A 15,297-nucleotide genomic window follows, 5' to 3' on the forward strand; every position below is an offset into this window, starting at 1 on the left:
CGAACTCCACACCCCCACCGCCGACACCGTCCTGGACCGCATGCGCCGCTTCGACGCCAAGGGCCGCACCAGCTGACACACCAGCAGCCCCGCCGCCCCTACGCGACCTCAGGACACCTCATGTACCGCACCGCACTGCGCAACGTGCTGGCCCACAAGGGCCGGCTGCTGATGACGGCCCTCGCCGTCATGCTGGGCACCGCCTTCGTGGCGGGCACGATGGTCTTCTCCGACACCTTCGGCAAGGCCATGCGGGACAGCAACTCCAAGAGCTACTCGGACGTCGCCGTCCAGATCGTCGACCGGGCCGCCGGCTCCGGCGCCTCCGCCAAGCAGAAGAGCGAGGGCGGCCCCACCGCCCTCACCGACGCCACCGTCCAGCAGCTGGCCGCCCTGCCCGGCGCCGCGAGCGCCCGTGGCGTGGTCAGCGGCTTCACCGGCGTCGCCGACCGGAACGGCAACCTCATCGGCCAGTCCTGGTCCGCCAAGGGCGCCAACTTCGCCCCGGGACCGGACGGCAACGACGCCCGCTACCCGATGGCCGAGGGCCAGGGCCCGAAGAACGGCAAGGAGATCGCGCTCGACCGCAGGACCGCCGGCAAGGCGGGCTACAAGGTCGGCGACACCGTCCGGGTCGCCTCCAACGGCCCGGTGGTCGAGGCGAAGCTCACCGGCGTCTTCACCACCGACGACCCGGTGGTGAACTCCGGCGGCACCCTCACCCTGTTCGACCGCGCCACCGCCCAGCAGCTGCTGCTGGAGCCGGGCCGCTACAGCAGCGTCGTGCTCACCGCCGGGCCCGGCACCACCGAGGACGCGCTGCTCGCCGAGGCGAAGGCCAAGATGCCGTCCGGCTCGCAGTTCACGGCCGAGACCGGCGCCCAGCTGCAGGCCGATGAGCAGGCCATGATCACCAAGGGCACCGACAGCATGCGGACGATGCTGCTCGTCTTCGCCGCGATCTCGCTCTTCGTCGGCATCTTCATCATCGCCAACACCTTCACCATGCTGGTCGCCCAGCGCACCAAGGAACTGGCGCTGCTCCGGGCGATCGGGGCCAGCCGCAAGCAGGTCACCCGGTCCGTCCTGGTCGAGGCCCTGGTCATCGGCGCCGTCTCCGCGGTGGCCGGTCTGCTCGCGGGCATCGGGATCGGCGCCGGGATGCAGTCCCTGATCGGCACGCTGAACGAGAACATGCCGAGCGGCCCGCTGGTGATCAAGCCGATGACCATCGTGGTGACCATCGTGGTCGGCGTCCTGGTGACGGTGCTGTCGGCGGTGCTGCCGGCCGTGCGCGCCGCCCGGATCGCGCCGGTCGCGGCGATGAGCAGCGGCGAGCAGCCGGCCAGCCAGAAGAGCCTGGTGGTCCGCAACACGATCGGCGCGGTGGTCACCGCTGGCGGCCTCGCGCTGATCGCCTTCGGTGCCTCCACCGGCGACGACACCGGCCGGATGCCGGTCGGCCTCGGCGCCCTGCTGGCCCTGGTCGGCGTGTTCGTCCTGCTGCCGCTGCTGTCCCGCCCGGTGGTCGCCCTGATCGGCCCGGTGCTGCGCAAGCTGGGCGGCACCCCCGGCAAGCTCGCCCAGCAGAACGCGGTGCGCAACCCGCGCCGCACCGCGGCCACCGCCGCCGCGCTCACCATCGGTCTGACCCTGGTCAGCGGCCTCACCGTGATGGGCGCCTCGGTCGGCGGCGCGATCGACCGGGCCGTCACCAGCTCGATGAAGGCCGACTACATCGTCTCGACCGCCAACGGCATGAGCCTGTCCGAGCAGGTGCCCGCCCAGATCGCCAAGACCTCCGCGGTCGCCGCCTCCTCGCCGATGACCTCCGCCTACTGGGAGCTCAACGGCACCGCCAAGGCGATCACCGGCCTGAACGCCGACTCCGCCGACCAGCTGGTCGACTTCAAGATGGTCAGCGGCTCCACCGCCGCGCTCGGCCAGGGCATGCTCCTGGTGAACCAGGACGTCGCCAAGAAGCTCGACGTCACCGCCGGCTCGACGCTGACCGTGTCCTACCCGGACGAGTCCACCGGGCAGCTCACCGTCGGCGGCGTGTACGAGACGGGCGGCATGCTCGGCCAGGCCGTCCTCGCCAACAGCGAGATCGCCAAGCACGATCCGAAGCCGTACGTCGCCGACATCCTGGTGAAGGGCAAGGACGGCGCCACCGCCGCGCTCAAGCAGTCGCTCAAGGACGCCACCGGCGCCAACCCGGTGATCGAGGTCAAGTCCAAGCAGGACGTGCGCGACGACTTCAGCCAGACCATCACCTTCGCGCTGAACATGATGTACGGCCTGCTGGCGATGTCGGTGCTGGTCGCGATCCTCGGTGTGATCAACACGCTGGCCATGTCGGTCTTCGAGCGCAAGCGCGAGATCGGGATGCTGCGGGCGATCGGCCTGGACCGCCGGGGCATCAAGCGGATGGTCCGTCTGGAGTCCGTGGTGATCTCGGTGTTCGGCGCCGGCGTGGGCCTGCTGCTCGGCTGCTTCATCGCCTGGGCGATCAACGGGACGCTGAAGTCCAGCCTGGCCGGGCTGACCACCGTCCTGCCGTACGGCCAGCTGGCACTCTTCCTGGGCCTCGCCGGGCTGGTCGGCCTGGTGGCCGCGATCTGGCCGGCCCGCCGGGCGTCCAAGCTGGACATCCTGGCGAGCATCAAGACCGACTGACGGCCGGTCGGAAGACCGCGGAAGGCCCCTGCCGGAGGATCCGGCAGGGGCCTTCCAACTTCTGTACTCCGCCCGGTCGCACGGCCGGCTGAGCACCACGGAGGTCGTGGTCCGGCAACACTGCCGGGCGGAGGGCCTCCGACTCATACCCCGGTGCTCCCACACCGGGGTCTCAGTCGCTTACTTGCTCGCGAGTTCCTTCTCGGCGGCCGGCTTGGCGGCCTCCACGGGCTTCGTGGGCGGGGTGACCTCCTGGATGGGCAGGTACGGCTGCTCCATCTGGGACAGGCCGACCATCTCGCGCTTCAGGAAGACGGCCAGGGTCCAGTCGGTGAAGACCCGGACCTTGCGGTTGAAGGTCGGGACCATGGCGCCGTGGTACGCGCGGTGGAACCACCAGGCGAGGCGGCCCTTCAGCTTGAACTTGCCGAAGAGGATCGCGACGCCCTTGTGCAGGCCGAGACCGGCGACCGCGCCGAGGTTCTTGTGCTTGTACTCCTTCTGCGGGAAGCCGCGCATGCCGGAGATCACGTTGTCGCCGAGGACGACGGCCTGGCGGCAGGCGTGCTGCGCGTTCGGCGGGCACCAGGCGCCCTCGCCGGCGGCGAGGTCAGGGACCTGGGCGTTGTCGCCGGCGGACCAGACGTAGTCGAAGCCCTGGACCTGGAGGGTCGGCGCGGTGTCGACGTGGCCGCGCGGGCCCAGCGGCAGGCCGAAGTTGGCCAGCACCGGGTTCGGCTTCACGCCGGCCGTCCACACGATGGTGGAGGCGTCCATCTCCATGCCGTTCTTCAGCACGACGTGGCCGTCGACGCAGGAGTCCATGGAGGTCTCGATGTAGACCTCGATGTTGCGCTCGCCGAGCTTCTCCTTGGTCCACAGACCGAGGTCCGGGCCCATCTCCGGGAGGATGCGGTTGGCCGCCTCCACCAGGATGAAGCGCATGTCGTCGCGGCTGACGGTCTTGTAGATCTTGGCGGCGTCGCGCGCCATGTCCTCGATCTCGGCGATCGTCTCGACACCGGCGAAGCCACCGCCGATGACGACGAAGGTCAGGGCCTTGCGGCGGACCTCCTCGTCCGAGGTGGACTCGGCCTTGTCCAGCTGGGCCATGACGTGGTTGCGGAGGGCGATGGCCTCCTCAACCGTCTTCATGCCGATGCCGTTCTCCGCCAGACCCGGGATCGGGAAGGTGCGGGAGACCGAGCCGGTCGCGACGACGAGGTAGTCGAAGGGCAGCTCGTAGGAGTCGCCGGCCGCGGGCGCGATGGTGGCGACCTTGCGGGCGTGGTCCACAGCGGTCACGTGACCGGTGAGCACCTCCGCCTTCTTGAGGGCGCTGCGCAGGGGCGCGACGAGGTTGCGGGGCGCGACGTTGCCGCCGGCCGCCTCGGGGAGGAAGGGCAGGTACGTCATGTACGACCGCGGGTCGACGACCGTGACGGTCGCTTCGCCGTAACGCATCTTCTTGAGGATGCGCATCGCGGCATACAGGCCGACGTAACCACCGCCGACAATGAGGATGCGAGGACGCTCCGTGGTGCTCATATCCGAAAGTATCCAGCACCGTCCGGAGCAACCTTCGTGAGCCCGGTCACAAGTGGATGGACACCCCGTGCTACACTGCGCGGCCACAAAACGGCCCCCTCGGCGACACCTCACCGCCCCCACGGGCGCCCCGTGAGTACCGGGGGTCACACCACCCGGCTGAGCAGCAACGATCCGTACAACACCCGGGTTCCCGTTGGTGATTTCGATTTTCAAACCTCAAGCGAGGCCTGGCCTGCGATCCAACGGGCGGCGCGGAGCGGCGGCCTTCGGTCCCGCAATTCGGACGTAGCGGGCGAGCGGATGCGACGAATGACCGGATCGCCATGTGAAGAAATTCACGAACTTTTCCGCCCGCGACCGGGCGCGTCCCGGCCCCGGACCCCCGCTCGGGGGCTCCGGGGCCGGTCGGGTAAGGCGCGCGGCAGGTCAGGAGGCCGTACTCCAGGCGATGCCGTCCAGGATGTCGTGCTCGCTCACGACGACCTCGGCGGCGCCGGTGCGCTCCATGATCTCCAGCAGCTCCAGCGCGCCCGCCGCGATCACGTCCACCCGGCCCGGGTGCAGCGACGGGATCGCCGCGCGCTCGGCGTGGGTGGCGGCCAGCAGCTCGCGGGCGATCTCGGCGACGCGCTCCCGGGTGATCCGCGAGTGGTGGATCACCGCCGAGTCGTAGGCCGGCAGGCCCTGGGCGATCGCGGACACGGTCGTGACCGTCCCGGCGAGGCCCACCAGGGTGGCCGCACCGGTCAGCGGGACGACCTCCTCGGCCCTGTCCAGCTCGGCCCGCACGTGCGCCCGGGCGTCGGCGATCTGCTCCTCGGACGGCAGCTCGGCACCGCCGAAGTGCCGCTCGGTCAGCCGGACGCAGCCGATGTCCACCGAGCGCGCGGCCTGGACGTCGTCCGCGCCGAGCACGAACTCGGTCGAGCCGCCACCGAGGTCGAACACCAGGTACGGGGCCGGGAACTGACCGCCGGTCAGCTCCTTGGTGGCACCGATGAAGGAGAGGTGCGCCTCCTCCTCGCCGCTGACCACCTCGGGTTCGACGCCGAGGATCTCGCGCACGCCCTTGACGTACTCGTCGCTGTTCTCGGCGTCCCGGGAGGCGCTGGTGGCGACGAAGCGGGTGCGCTCCGGGCCGACCCCGAAGCCGGCGATGACCTCCCGGTACTCCCGGCAGGCCGCGAAGGTGCGGGCCAGCGCGTCCGGGTGCAGCCGGCCGGTCTGGTCGACGCCCTGGCCCAGCCGGTTGATGATCATCCGACGGTCCAGGTCGGTGATCTCGCCGGTCTCCGGGTCCAGGTCGGCGACCAGCAGACGGATCGAGTTGGTGCCGCAGTCGATCGCGGCGACGCGGGTCGCGCTCACTCGGACTCCTGCGCTTCGGTCTCTTCCGCGGCGCGCTTCCTGGCGGCGCGCTCGGCGGTCTTCTGCTCCTTGGCGGCGATCACGGCCGCGTGGTCCTGTTCCTTGGCCCGGTTGCGGGCGACCCGCTCACCGGCCGCCTCGACCTCGGCCGGGGAGACGCACGGGCCCTTGGCCCACCAGTCCTCCAGCATGCCGAGCGCCTCGTCGCCGAGCGGGTTGACGCCCTCGCCGGCCGCCAGCGAGTGGCCGACCAGCACGTGCAGGCACTTGACCCGGTCCGGCATGCCGCCGGCGCTCGGGAAGCCCTCCAGCACCTCGATGGCGTCGCGCCGGGCGATGTAGTCCTCGTGCGCCTTCTGGTACGCGGCCGCCAGCTCCGGGTCCTCGGCGAGCCGGGCGGTCTGCTCCTTCATCACGCCGTCCGCCTCCAGGGTGCCGATCAGCGAGGCGGCCTTGGGGCAGGTCAGGTAGTAGAGCGTCGGGAACGGCGTGCCGTCCGGCAGCCGGGGGGCCGTCTCCACGACGTCCGGGTTGCCGCACGGGCAGCGGTGCGCCACGCCGCGCAGGCCGCGCGGCACCCGGCCCAGCTGGGCGGCGATGGCCGCGATGTCGGCGTCGGGGACGGCGGGGTGGTTCTCAGTGGTCATGGGGGGAGGGGTCTCCAGCAGGGGACGATGGGAGCGGGCGGGTCGACGGCAGGGCCGGGGCGGCCGGGGCCAGGGCAGCGGTGTCGGCGGCGTCCACCGAGTCCCAGATGCTGGAGTACCAGGGCTTGGCCGCCTTCACCGAACTGGTGGCCGTGCCGTCGGAGGGGGCGGGCGGGGCGGTGGAGGACGGGGCGGCGCCCGCTCCGGCCGGATCGACCGCGATGTACGGGGTCTCCCCCGGCATCGCGTAGTGCAACCGGGTGCGGGCCTGCGCCTTGACGTACTCGGGATCCTGCCAGCGGGCCTTGTCCCGGCGCAGCTGCTCGACCTGCTGCCGGGCATGCTCGGCCTTCGCCCGCTGGGCGGAAATCTCGGCGCGCTGGGAGATGAACTGCCGCGTCGGGTAGGCGAGGATCGCCACCAACGAACAGAGCACCAGGACGAGGACGGTCGCCCGGCTCGTGAACCGAGGGCGGGCCGCCAAGCCCGGGATCCTCCAGCCAGCCATCTCCCGTTCCCCTCCTGGTCGCGACGGTGCCCCGCCGTCCACCCTACGGGGTGAACGGCGGGGCACCGGTCAGGCATGCGCTACCGGGAGCGTTCAGCCCTCGTACTTGAACCGCGGGAACGCGCCGCGGCCGGCGTACTCGGCGGCGTCGTCGAGGATCTCCTCGATGCGCAGCAGCTGGTTGTACTTGGCGACGCGCTCGGAGCGGGCCGGGGCGCCGGTCTTGATCTGGCCGCAGTTGGTGGCGACGGCCAGGTCGGCGATGGTGACGTCCTCGGTCTCGCCGGAGCGGTGCGACATCATGCAGCGGTAGCCGTTGCGCTGGGCCAGCTCGACGGCGTCCAGGGTCTCGGTCAGCGAGCCGATCTGGTTGACCTTCACCAGCAGCGCGTTGGCGGTGCCGGTCTCGATGCCCTTGGCCAGGCGCTGCGGGTTGGTGACGAACAGGTCGTCACCGACCAGCTGGACCTTGTCGCCCAGCTTGACGGTGATGGCCTTCCAGCCGTCCCAGTCCGACTCGTCCAGCGGGTCCTCGATGGAGACCAGCGGGTAGGCGGCGACGAGCTCGGCGTAGTACTCGATGAGCTCGGCGGCGGACAGGGCCTTGCCCTCGAACTGGTAGGCGCCGTCCTGGTAGAACTCGGAGGAGGCGACGTCCAGGGCCAGGGCGATGTCGCGGCCGGGCACGTAGCCGGCCTTCTGGATGGCCTCGAGGATGAGGTCCAGGGCCTCGCGGTTGCTGTCCAGGTTCGGCGCGAAGCCGCCCTCGTCGCCGAGGCCGGTGGACAGGCCGCGCTCCTTCAGGACGCCCTTGAGGGTGTGGTAGACCTCGACGCCCCAGCGGACGGCCTCGGAGAAGGACTCCGCGCCGATCGGGGCGATCATGAACTCCTGGATGTCGACGTTGGAGTCCGCGTGCGAGCCGCCGTTGAGGATGTTCATCATCGGGACCGGCAGGACGTGCGCGTTCGGGCCGCCCAGGTAGCGGAACAGTGGCAGGTCGCTCGCCTCGGAGGCGGCGTGCGCGACGGCCAGCGAGACGCCCAGGATGGCGTTGGCGCCGAGCGAGGACTTGTCCGGGGTGGCGTCCAGGTCCAGCATGGCCTGGTCGATCAGGCGCTGCTCGGTGGCGTCGTAGCCGACCAGCTCCGGGCCGATCTGCTCGATGACGGCCAGGACGGCCTTCTCCACACCCTTGCCGAAGTAGCGGTTCTTGTCGCCGTCGCGGAGCTCCAGCGCCTCGAAGGCACCGGTGGAGGCACCCGACGGGACAGCGGCACGACCGGTGCTGCCGTCGTCGAGGCCGACCTCGACCTCGACCGTGGGGTTGCCACGAGAGTCGAGGATCTCACGGGCTACGACGACATCGATGGACGGCACGAGGCATCTCCTTGCGGAAGCAGGGTCCTGCTGACGGTGGTGCGGTCAGCGGGACGATTGCGGAGTCGTTACGACCAGAGCCTAACCGCACGGGGTCCCGGGGCCACGCCGACCTCGGTCCCGTCTCAGCGTGTGGCCGTGCTACTTGCCGGTAGTTCACCTGCCGGCCCCGTGGAATGGGCCGAATGCGGACGAAAGGGGCCGATCCGGGGTCGGCCCCCTCCGCGTGTCGCGCCGTCCGCCGTCGGTCGGGCGGTCAGCCGAGGTGCAGGACCTGGCCGGGCAGGATCAGGTTCGGGTCGCCGCCGACGGTGGCGCGGTTGCCGTCGTAGACGGACTGCCAGCCGCCGGACACGCCTTGGGCGGCGGCGATGGTCGACAGCGTGTCACCGGCGCGGACGGTGTAGTCGTGGCCGCCCTGCGGGGCGGCGGCGTGCGGGGCCGCGGCCGGGGCCTGCTGCTGGGGCTGGGCGTACTGCTGCTGGGCGTGCTGCTGCTGGGCGTGCTGCTGCTGGGCGTGCTGCTGCTGGGCGGCCTGGCCGGCGTACTGGTGGTAGACGCTCTGGTGGCTGGTCCAGTGCCAGGCGCCGTTGCTCTGGTACCAGTACACCTTCGCGTCGGCGTCCCAGCCGGCCTTGCCGGAGAAGCCCGAGGCCTGGGTCTGCTGCTGGGGCTGGGCCTGCTGGGCGTGCTGCTGGTACTGCTGGTGGTACTGCTGCTGGGCGGGCATCTGAGCCGGCTTCGGCTGGGCCGGCTTCGCCGCGGGCTGCTGCGCCGGCTGGGAGTGCTGCTGGGCGGCGGGCTGGGCGTCCGAGGTGTCGACGGCCGCCGGGGCGCCGCCCTTCGACAGGCCGGCCTTCTTCGAGCAGACCGGCCAGGCGCCCGGGCCCTGCGAGGCCAGGACCTTCTCGGCCACCGCGATCTGCTGGCCCTTGCTGGCCTGGTTGGCCTGCGGCGCGTACGCGGTGCCGCCGAACGCCTTCCAGGTGCTGGAGGTGAACTGCAGGCCGCCGTAGAAGCCGTTGCCGGTGCTGATGCCCCAGTCGCCGCCGCTCTCGCACTGGGCGACGGAGTCCCAGGCGGAGGCCGGGGCGGCGGAGGCGCCGGTGGCGGTGAGGATCGGCATCGCGAGTCCGACGCCGGCCACACCCGCGGCGGCGATGGCCTTCTCGGTCTGGGTGCGACGACGGTGACGGCCGGTTCCAACGAACAGCATGAAGGGGTCCCTCTCCGCACGCCTGCGAGGTGAGCTGTCGGGTTCGGACCGGGAGGTGGCCCGGCCGCCGTCTGCGGAAACGATTCCGCTCGGGCGGCTTCACCCCAAGCCGTGGAGGAACGGCAACAAACCTGGTTCCCCCGCCCCTGCCCAGGGTTCTGGTCGGTTTCCCGTGGTGCGGCGGGCAGGACTCGGCGTTCCGCACTCGGGGTCCGCAGCTGCGAACTCCAGGGAGAGTAGACAGATCCTCAGATCAATCACAAGCTCATATCGCAGATATCACACAGACATCACGGCGCGTGGTCGATCGCCTACCAACGGCGGTTGTTTGTCCGGATTGATGGGTGTTCACACCAGGCATGTGGACCGGTTTGCGACGTATCGTCAGCATGGTGGAGCGTCCGCGAGCGCATGCGGCGAGCGGCTCTCGGGACTGAATTCGACCGGTAGTTCACGCAATCCGCGCATGATCAGGCCACCGCGCCAGCGCAGTTCCTCGGGGCTTTGCGCCAGCGCGAGATCGGGCAGCCGGGACAGCAGCGTGGCCAGCGCCGCCCGCCCTTCGAGCCTGGCCAGCGGGGCGCCGATGCAGTAGTGGATGCCGTGCCCGAAACCCAGGTGCGGATTGTCCGTTCGGGCCAGGTCCAGGGTGTTCTCGTCCGAGAAACGGGCCGGGTCCCGGTCCGCCGCGGCCAGCACCACGAGCACCGGGTCGCCGACCGGGATGTCCACCCCGCCGATGGCCAGCGGGCGGGTCGCGAACCGCCACGTCGCGAGCTCCACCGGCCCGTCGTAGCGCAGGAGTTCCTCGATCCCGGTCTCCAGCAGCGCCGTCTCGCCGCGCGCCACCGACTCCTGGAGCAGGCGGCGCTGCTCCGGGTTGCGCAGCAGCGCGTACGTCCCGTTGCCGATCAGGTTGACGGTGGTCTCGAAGCCCGCGAAGAGGAGGATGAACGCCATCGCGGCGGCCTCGTTCTCGGTGAGGTGCTCGCCGTGGTCGCTCGCCCGGATCAGGCCCGAGATCAGGTCGTCCCCGAGGTCCGCCCGCTTGCGGTGGATCAGCTCCAGCAGGTACGCCCGCATCCGCTTCACCGCCCGCCCCACGCCGCCGCGTTGACCGCCGCCATGGCGGATCATCATCCCGGCCCAGTCGCGGAAGTCGTCCTGGTCCTCGGCCGGCACGCCGAGCAGGTCGCAGATCGCGTAGATGGGGAGCGGGAACGCGAACTCGTGGATGAGGTCCGCCGAACCGCGCTGCGCGAAGCCGTCGATCAGACGGTCGGTGAGCTGCTGCACCCGCGGCTCGAACTCGGCCACCCGGCGCGGTGTGAACGCCTTCGACACCAGGCGGCGCAGCCGGGTGTGGTCCGGCGGGTCGATGTTCAGCAGGTGGGTCATCAGGTCCGCCTGCCGCTCCCCCGGGATGCCGACCCGGCCGGTGCGGTGCGCCTGCTCGCTGTGGTGCGCGGGGTTCTTCGACAGCCGGCTGTCCGCCAGCGCCTGGCGCGCGTCCGCGTACCGTGTCACCAGCCAGGCCTCCACCCCGCTCGGCAGCGTGGTGCGGTGCACGGGGGCGTGCTCGCGCAGCCAGGCGTAGGCCGGGTACGGGTCGGCGGCGAACTCCCAGGTGAAGAGCGGCGGGCGGGCGGCGTCGGGCTGAACTGGCATGGGTCGACCGTATCCGGTGGGTCGGGGGCGACTCGCCATCCACGGTGCGTAACCGGCTCGTCAACGGCCCGGGGGCGGCGCATCACCACCTTGCGAACGGTCTGTGGACAGTGCGTGGACAGGCCTTGGACGGGCCTTGGACGGACGGCAGGCGTGAGCCTGGTCACCTGAGGGGTAACCCCTGTTGCGGAGGGTCAGGACGTGCCTACGATCCTCGGCAGAAATCGTGGGCGCCGGTGCGGTGCCGCCCACAGGGAGGAGCGACCAATGAGGGTCAGCGGCGCAGTCGTCGTCATCGCGGTACTCGACGGCGGGTCGGGAGCCGACCTCGCCCGCCGGTTCACCGCGGCCGGCGCCGCCGGAGTGCTGATCGCCGACCAGCGGGTCGCCGTCGCCGAAGACCTCGCCGCCGAGCTCGACCGGCCCGGCTGCCCCGTCGTCGGCGTCGGCGGGGACATCCGCCGCCCCAGCGACGTCGCCGCGCTCGTCGACACCGCCGAGAAGCACCTCGGTCCGATCGACCTGTTCTGCGTCGCCGGACCGGACGGCGAGCGGATCGTCTCCCTCGCCGACCTGCCCGACCACCTCGACCTGGACCGCCTCGCCGAACTCGTCGCCCTCGTCGGCGAGGCGATCGGCGAGGTCGTCCTGCCGCAGCCGCGGACCGCGCAGGACACGGTCTCGGCGGCCTGAGTCCCCGCCCCCTGGTCCGGCCTGCTCCGGCTTATTCCGGCTTGAGCCCTTCCGCCTCGCGGACCGCGTCCCGGTAGGCGCGCGCGGCCGCGCGCAGCGCCGCGTCCACGTCCACCCCGGCGTCGTGCGCCCGCTGCGCCACGGCCAGCAGCAGCCTGCCCGCGGACTGCTCCGTGAGCTCCGCGGGCAGCTCGTACGGCTCGTCCGGCACGCCCTCGAACCCGGCCCTGCGCACCCGCGACACCAGCTTCGCCGCGTACGCGAGCGACGGCAGACCGGCCGGCACGCCGTCCAGCACCGACTCGCGGTCCGCCTTCTCGGCGGCCTTCAGCTGCTCCCAGTTCGCCTCGACCTCGGCGGCGCCCTCCGCCTCGACGTCCCCGAACACGTGCGGGTGCCGGTACATCAGCTTCTCGACGATGTCGCCGGCCACGTCGTCGATCGAGAAGGCCTCGGTCGGGTGCTCCTCGGCGATCCGGGAGTGGAAGAACACCTGGAGCAGGACGTCCCCCAGTTCCTCGCGCAGCGTCTCCCGGTCCCCCTCCTCGATCGCCTCGACCAGCTCGTACGCCTCTTCGACCAGGTACTTCACCAGGCTCGCGTGCGTCTGCTCGGCGTCCCACGGGCAGCCGCCCGGCGAGCGCAGCCGGTCCATCACCGAGACCAGGTCCAGCAGGCGTGCCCCGGGCAGGTCGTACGACCCGGGCAGCACCTCGATCTCCGGCACCTCGCCCGCGTGCTCCACGGCCAGGCGCGCCAGCGCCTCCGTCAGGCCCGGATCCCCGTCGGGGCTGCCCAGCCACACCGTGGGACCCCGGCCGGCGGGCTGCTCGGTCAGCAGCCGCGCCAGGGCCGGCGCGGAGGCGGTCGCCACGATCTCCACGTCCACCCCGGCCTGCCGCACCGCGGCCACCTGCGGATGCCCGGCGTCCCCCGCCAGCACCCGCCCCGCCGAGCGCAACGCCTCCCACGCCGGCCACGCCAACAGCCCGGGGGCCACCCGGTGGGTGGTGGTGAGCAGGATCAACTTCGCGCCCGGAAGATTCGTCGTCACACCCCGAACCTACCCGCCGCAGCCACCGATCCGACCGGCGGAACCCGATCCCCCGCACTTTCCCGGCTCTCCCCACCACCCACCCCGCAGGCGGGCCCGGCACGGAAAGTCGGAACCGGCCGGCTTCCTGCGCGGGGCGGCTCAGCGGGTGGTGCGGTGGGGTTGGAGCGTGTCCAGGGTCCGGCGGAGGCGGCGGACGGCGGGGTGGTGGGGGCCGTCCCGGCGCTCGCGTTCGAAGAGGAGTTGGAGGAGCCACTGCCAGGCGCTCTCGGCTTCGCCGGTGGCGGCGAGGCGCAGGCCGATGCGTTCGCGGAGGTCGAAGGCGCGCTCCGGGTCGGGGTCGTGGGCCGCCGTGGCGAGCAGGGACCGGTACTCGGCCATCGCCTCCGCGCCCTGCCCCAGGTGGTCGAGGCAGATCGCCGCGCGGTAGCGGTGGTCGAGGGCCTGGGGTCCGTACGGGCCGCCCTCCGCCGTGGCGGCCAGGCGGCGGTACTCGGGGAGGGCCTGTGCGTAGTGCCCCTCCTGGAGGAGGGTGCGGGCGTGGATGGTCCGGATCGTCCGCACCAGCGGCGCGCCGTCGCCGAGCTCGGCCTCGGCGCGGGGCAGCAGCTGCGCGGCGAGCCCGAGGACCTCGGTGTGGCGTCCGGCGTCCACGAGGTCGGAGAGCCGTCCGCACTCCGAGCCGAGGTCCGGGGCGGACGCGGTGGCGGTGGCGGGGACGGCCGGGACCACGGGCGGCACGAATGGCGGTGGCGGGGTCGTGCGGGTCGGCGGCACCGGTGCCGGCCGGAGCACGGGCTCGGCCGCCCACGGCTGCGGCTGGTGCGGGAAGCGGTACGGCCGGGTGGGGTCGGGCAGCGGCGCGTACCGCGGCTGGGTGGTCGGCTCGGCCGTGGGCAGCAGCGGGAGCAGCCGCGCGTACACCTGCTGGGCGTCGGCGGGGCGGTCGGCGGGCTGCTTGGCGAGCAGGTCGAGGACGAGGCGTTCGAGTGGCTGCGGCACGTCCGGCCGCAGTTCGCGCAGGGGGACCGGCGGCTCGTCGACGTGCCTGCGCAGCACCCCGAGCGCGGTCGGCGCGCGGAACGGCTCCTCGCCGGCGAGCATCTCGTGCAGAAGGCAGCCGAGCGCGTAGAGGTCGCTGCGCGGGTCGGTGGTGGTGGCCAGTGCCTGCTCGGGGGCCATGTAGGACGGGCTGCCGATCGGCGCGCCGGTGAGGGTGAGGCGGGTGGCGCCGGGGTCGAGGGCGGTGGCGATGCCGAGGTCGAGCAGGACCGTCCGGCCGTCGTGCCGGACCATCACGTTGCTCGGCTTGAGGTCGCGGTGGACCACCGGCACCGCGTGGACGGCGGCCAGCGCGGCGCACAGCTGGGCGGCGACGGCGACCGCCCGCTCGATCGGGAACGGCGCGTCCTCGGCGATGAGGTCGGCGAGGCTGACCCCGGGGACCCGCTGCATGACGAGGTACAGCTCGCCCTCGTCCTCGCCGGCGTCGAAGACGGTGACCAGCCCGGGGTGGTCCAGCGCGGCCGTGACGCGGCACTCGCGGAGGAAGCGGCGGCGCAACTCGTCGCCGTGGCGGCGGTGTTCGGTGGTCGTGGTGACGGGGTCGGGGCCGGCGGCGAGGAGGTGGTCGGTGCGGAGCAGCTTGACCGCGACCGGGCGGTCCAGGCGCTCGTCGTAGCCGCCCCACACCTGGCCCATGCCGCCGTGGCCGATCTTCTCGGCGAGCCGGTAGCGGCCCGCGATGACACGGGAGGTGGTCACGACCGGCCCTCGCGGGCCTGGCGGCGGAGGAGTTCGCCGAGTTCGCGCAGGTCATCGGCGGGCGGTGACGCGGCATGGCCGGGCATGGCCGCGCCGTACGGGGCGATCGGCGGCGACGCGTAGGGGACGGCGGGCGGAACGGCCCCCCAGAGGGATCGACGGTCCATCAGGATGAAGTGCAGCGACGGGGTGAGCCAGAGCAGGCCCAAAGCGACCTCGCCGACGACGTTCGCGACCGGGGCCCTGGTGCCGCCGCCCGCGATCCCCGCGCAGACGATCATGGTGAGGAGCAGCACGCAGTAGACGACGGCGCCCGCGACGTCGTACGGGCGCCTGCGGCGCATCGCCAGCAGGAGGGAGGGCAGGGCGCCCAGCACACCCGCCGTCAGCAGCGGGGTGAGCACGCACAACACCCGCCCGGGCAGCCCGAACCGGCCCGGCGGCCGGGCGGCGGCACCGGGCGGGGGTCCGAACGTCCCGGGGTACTGCCCTGCCATGTGCACTCCTGAGCTGGTGAGGACGGACGGACCGAGCACACCGTACCGCCCGGATCGCCGGCGCTGGAGGGCTTCCCTGCGACCGCTGGCGACGGGGCGTCAACTCGGCGGCGGGGCAGTGGGAACGGGAGAGAAGAGCGGGTTCGCCGGCGAGGACATTTGGCCGAGCTGGAGCGAACGGGGGCGCGGGCAGGCAGCGAAAGGGGCAGCTGCAGAGGCGACTTGGGTCGGCAGGGAGGCGGCACCGGGCGCTGTCGGCCGGGAAACGCGGG

General features: G+C 72.2%; 12 protein-coding genes and 1 riboswitch. Of the genes, 2 read left to right on the forward strand and 10 right to left on the reverse strand.

The annotated features are described in order from the left end of the window. Positions 1-120 precede the first annotated feature (120 nt). Complete coding sequence (locus tag ACWCXH_RS25650; RefSeq protein WP_449803825.1) at positions 121-2,679, forward strand: ABC transporter permease; 2,559 nt, start codon at positions 121-123, stop codon at positions 2,677-2,679. A 180-nt stretch (positions 2,680-2,859) separates the two neighbouring features. Here the strand turns inward: ACWCXH_RS25650 and ACWCXH_RS25655 are convergent, their stop codons facing one another. From ACWCXH_RS25655 to ACWCXH_RS25685, 7 genes are all read right to left on the reverse strand, one after another. Next, positions 2,860-4,227 carry an NAD(P)/FAD-dependent oxidoreductase gene (locus tag ACWCXH_RS25655; protein ID WP_449803826.1) on the reverse strand — a complete coding sequence of 456 codons (1,368 nt, stop codon included), beginning with the start codon at positions 4,225-4,227 and terminating at the stop codon, positions 2,860-2,862. A gap of 429 nt (positions 4,228-4,656) precedes the next feature. Then, positions 4,657-5,598 carry a Ppx/GppA phosphatase family protein gene (locus tag ACWCXH_RS25660; RefSeq protein ID WP_449803827.1) on the reverse strand — a complete coding sequence of 314 codons (942 nt, stop codon included), beginning with the start codon at positions 5,596-5,598 and terminating at the stop codon, positions 4,657-4,659. After that, positions 5,595-6,263: a DUF501 domain-containing protein gene (locus tag ACWCXH_RS25665; protein WP_449803906.1), complete on the reverse strand. Its 669-nt coding sequence runs from the start codon at positions 6,261-6,263 to the stop codon at positions 5,595-5,597. The genes ACWCXH_RS25660 and ACWCXH_RS25665 overlap by 4 nt, the downstream gene beginning before the upstream one ends. Then, positions 6,235-6,729: an FtsB family cell division protein gene (locus tag ACWCXH_RS25670; protein ID WP_449803828.1), complete on the reverse strand. Its 495-nt coding sequence runs from the start codon at positions 6,727-6,729 to the stop codon at positions 6,235-6,237. Before ACWCXH_RS25670 ends, ACWCXH_RS25665 begins: the two co-directional genes overlap by 29 nt. Before the next feature lie 117 nt (positions 6,730-6,846). Beyond that, positions 6,847-8,133, reverse strand: coding sequence for a phosphopyruvate hydratase (eno, locus tag ACWCXH_RS25675; RefSeq protein WP_449803829.1), 1,287 nt, complete (start codon positions 8,131-8,133; stop codon positions 6,847-6,849). A 256-nt stretch (positions 8,134-8,389) separates the two neighbouring features. After that, positions 8,390-9,349, reverse strand: coding sequence for a transglycosylase family protein (locus tag ACWCXH_RS25680; RefSeq protein WP_449803830.1), 960 nt, complete (start codon positions 9,347-9,349; stop codon positions 8,390-8,392). Between the two features lie 5 nt (positions 9,350-9,354). Beyond that, a riboswitch (cyclic di-AMP (ydaO/yuaA leader) is annotated at positions 9,355-9,523 on the reverse strand. A 210-nt stretch (positions 9,524-9,733) separates the two neighbouring features. Then, complete coding sequence (locus ACWCXH_RS25685) at positions 9,734-11,017, reverse strand: cytochrome P450 family protein (protein WP_449803831.1); 1,284 nt, start codon at positions 11,015-11,017, stop codon at positions 9,734-9,736. A gap of 267 nt (positions 11,018-11,284) precedes the next feature. Between ACWCXH_RS25685 and ACWCXH_RS25690 the strand changes: the two genes are divergently transcribed. Continuing rightward, complete coding sequence (locus tag ACWCXH_RS25690) at positions 11,285-11,710, forward strand: SDR family NAD(P)-dependent oxidoreductase (protein ID WP_449803832.1); 426 nt, start codon at positions 11,285-11,287, stop codon at positions 11,708-11,710. Positions 11,711-11,741: 31 nt separating this feature from the next. Here ACWCXH_RS25690 and ACWCXH_RS25695 read toward each other — a convergent pair whose 3' ends face one another. The 3 genes from ACWCXH_RS25695 to ACWCXH_RS25705 all read right to left on the reverse strand — a co-directional run bounded on the left by ACWCXH_RS25695 (position 11,742) and on the right by ACWCXH_RS25705 (position 15,025). Beyond that, on the reverse strand, positions 11,742-12,764 hold the full coding sequence (locus ACWCXH_RS25695; protein ID WP_449803833.1) for a MazG family protein: 1,023 nt from the start codon (positions 12,762-12,764) through the stop codon (positions 11,742-11,744). 141 nt (positions 12,765-12,905) lie between these two features. After that, on the reverse strand, positions 12,906-14,465 hold the full coding sequence (locus ACWCXH_RS25700; RefSeq protein WP_449803907.1) for a protein kinase domain-containing protein: 1,560 nt from the start codon (positions 14,463-14,465) through the stop codon (positions 12,906-12,908). 59 nt (positions 14,466-14,524) lie between these two features. Next, positions 14,525-15,025: a hypothetical protein gene (locus ACWCXH_RS25705; RefSeq protein ID WP_449803834.1), complete on the reverse strand. Its 501-nt coding sequence runs from the start codon at positions 15,023-15,025 to the stop codon at positions 14,525-14,527. Between the last annotated feature and the right edge of the window lie 272 nt (positions 15,026-15,297).

Source organism: Kitasatospora sp. NPDC001660 (assembly GCF_053596725.1).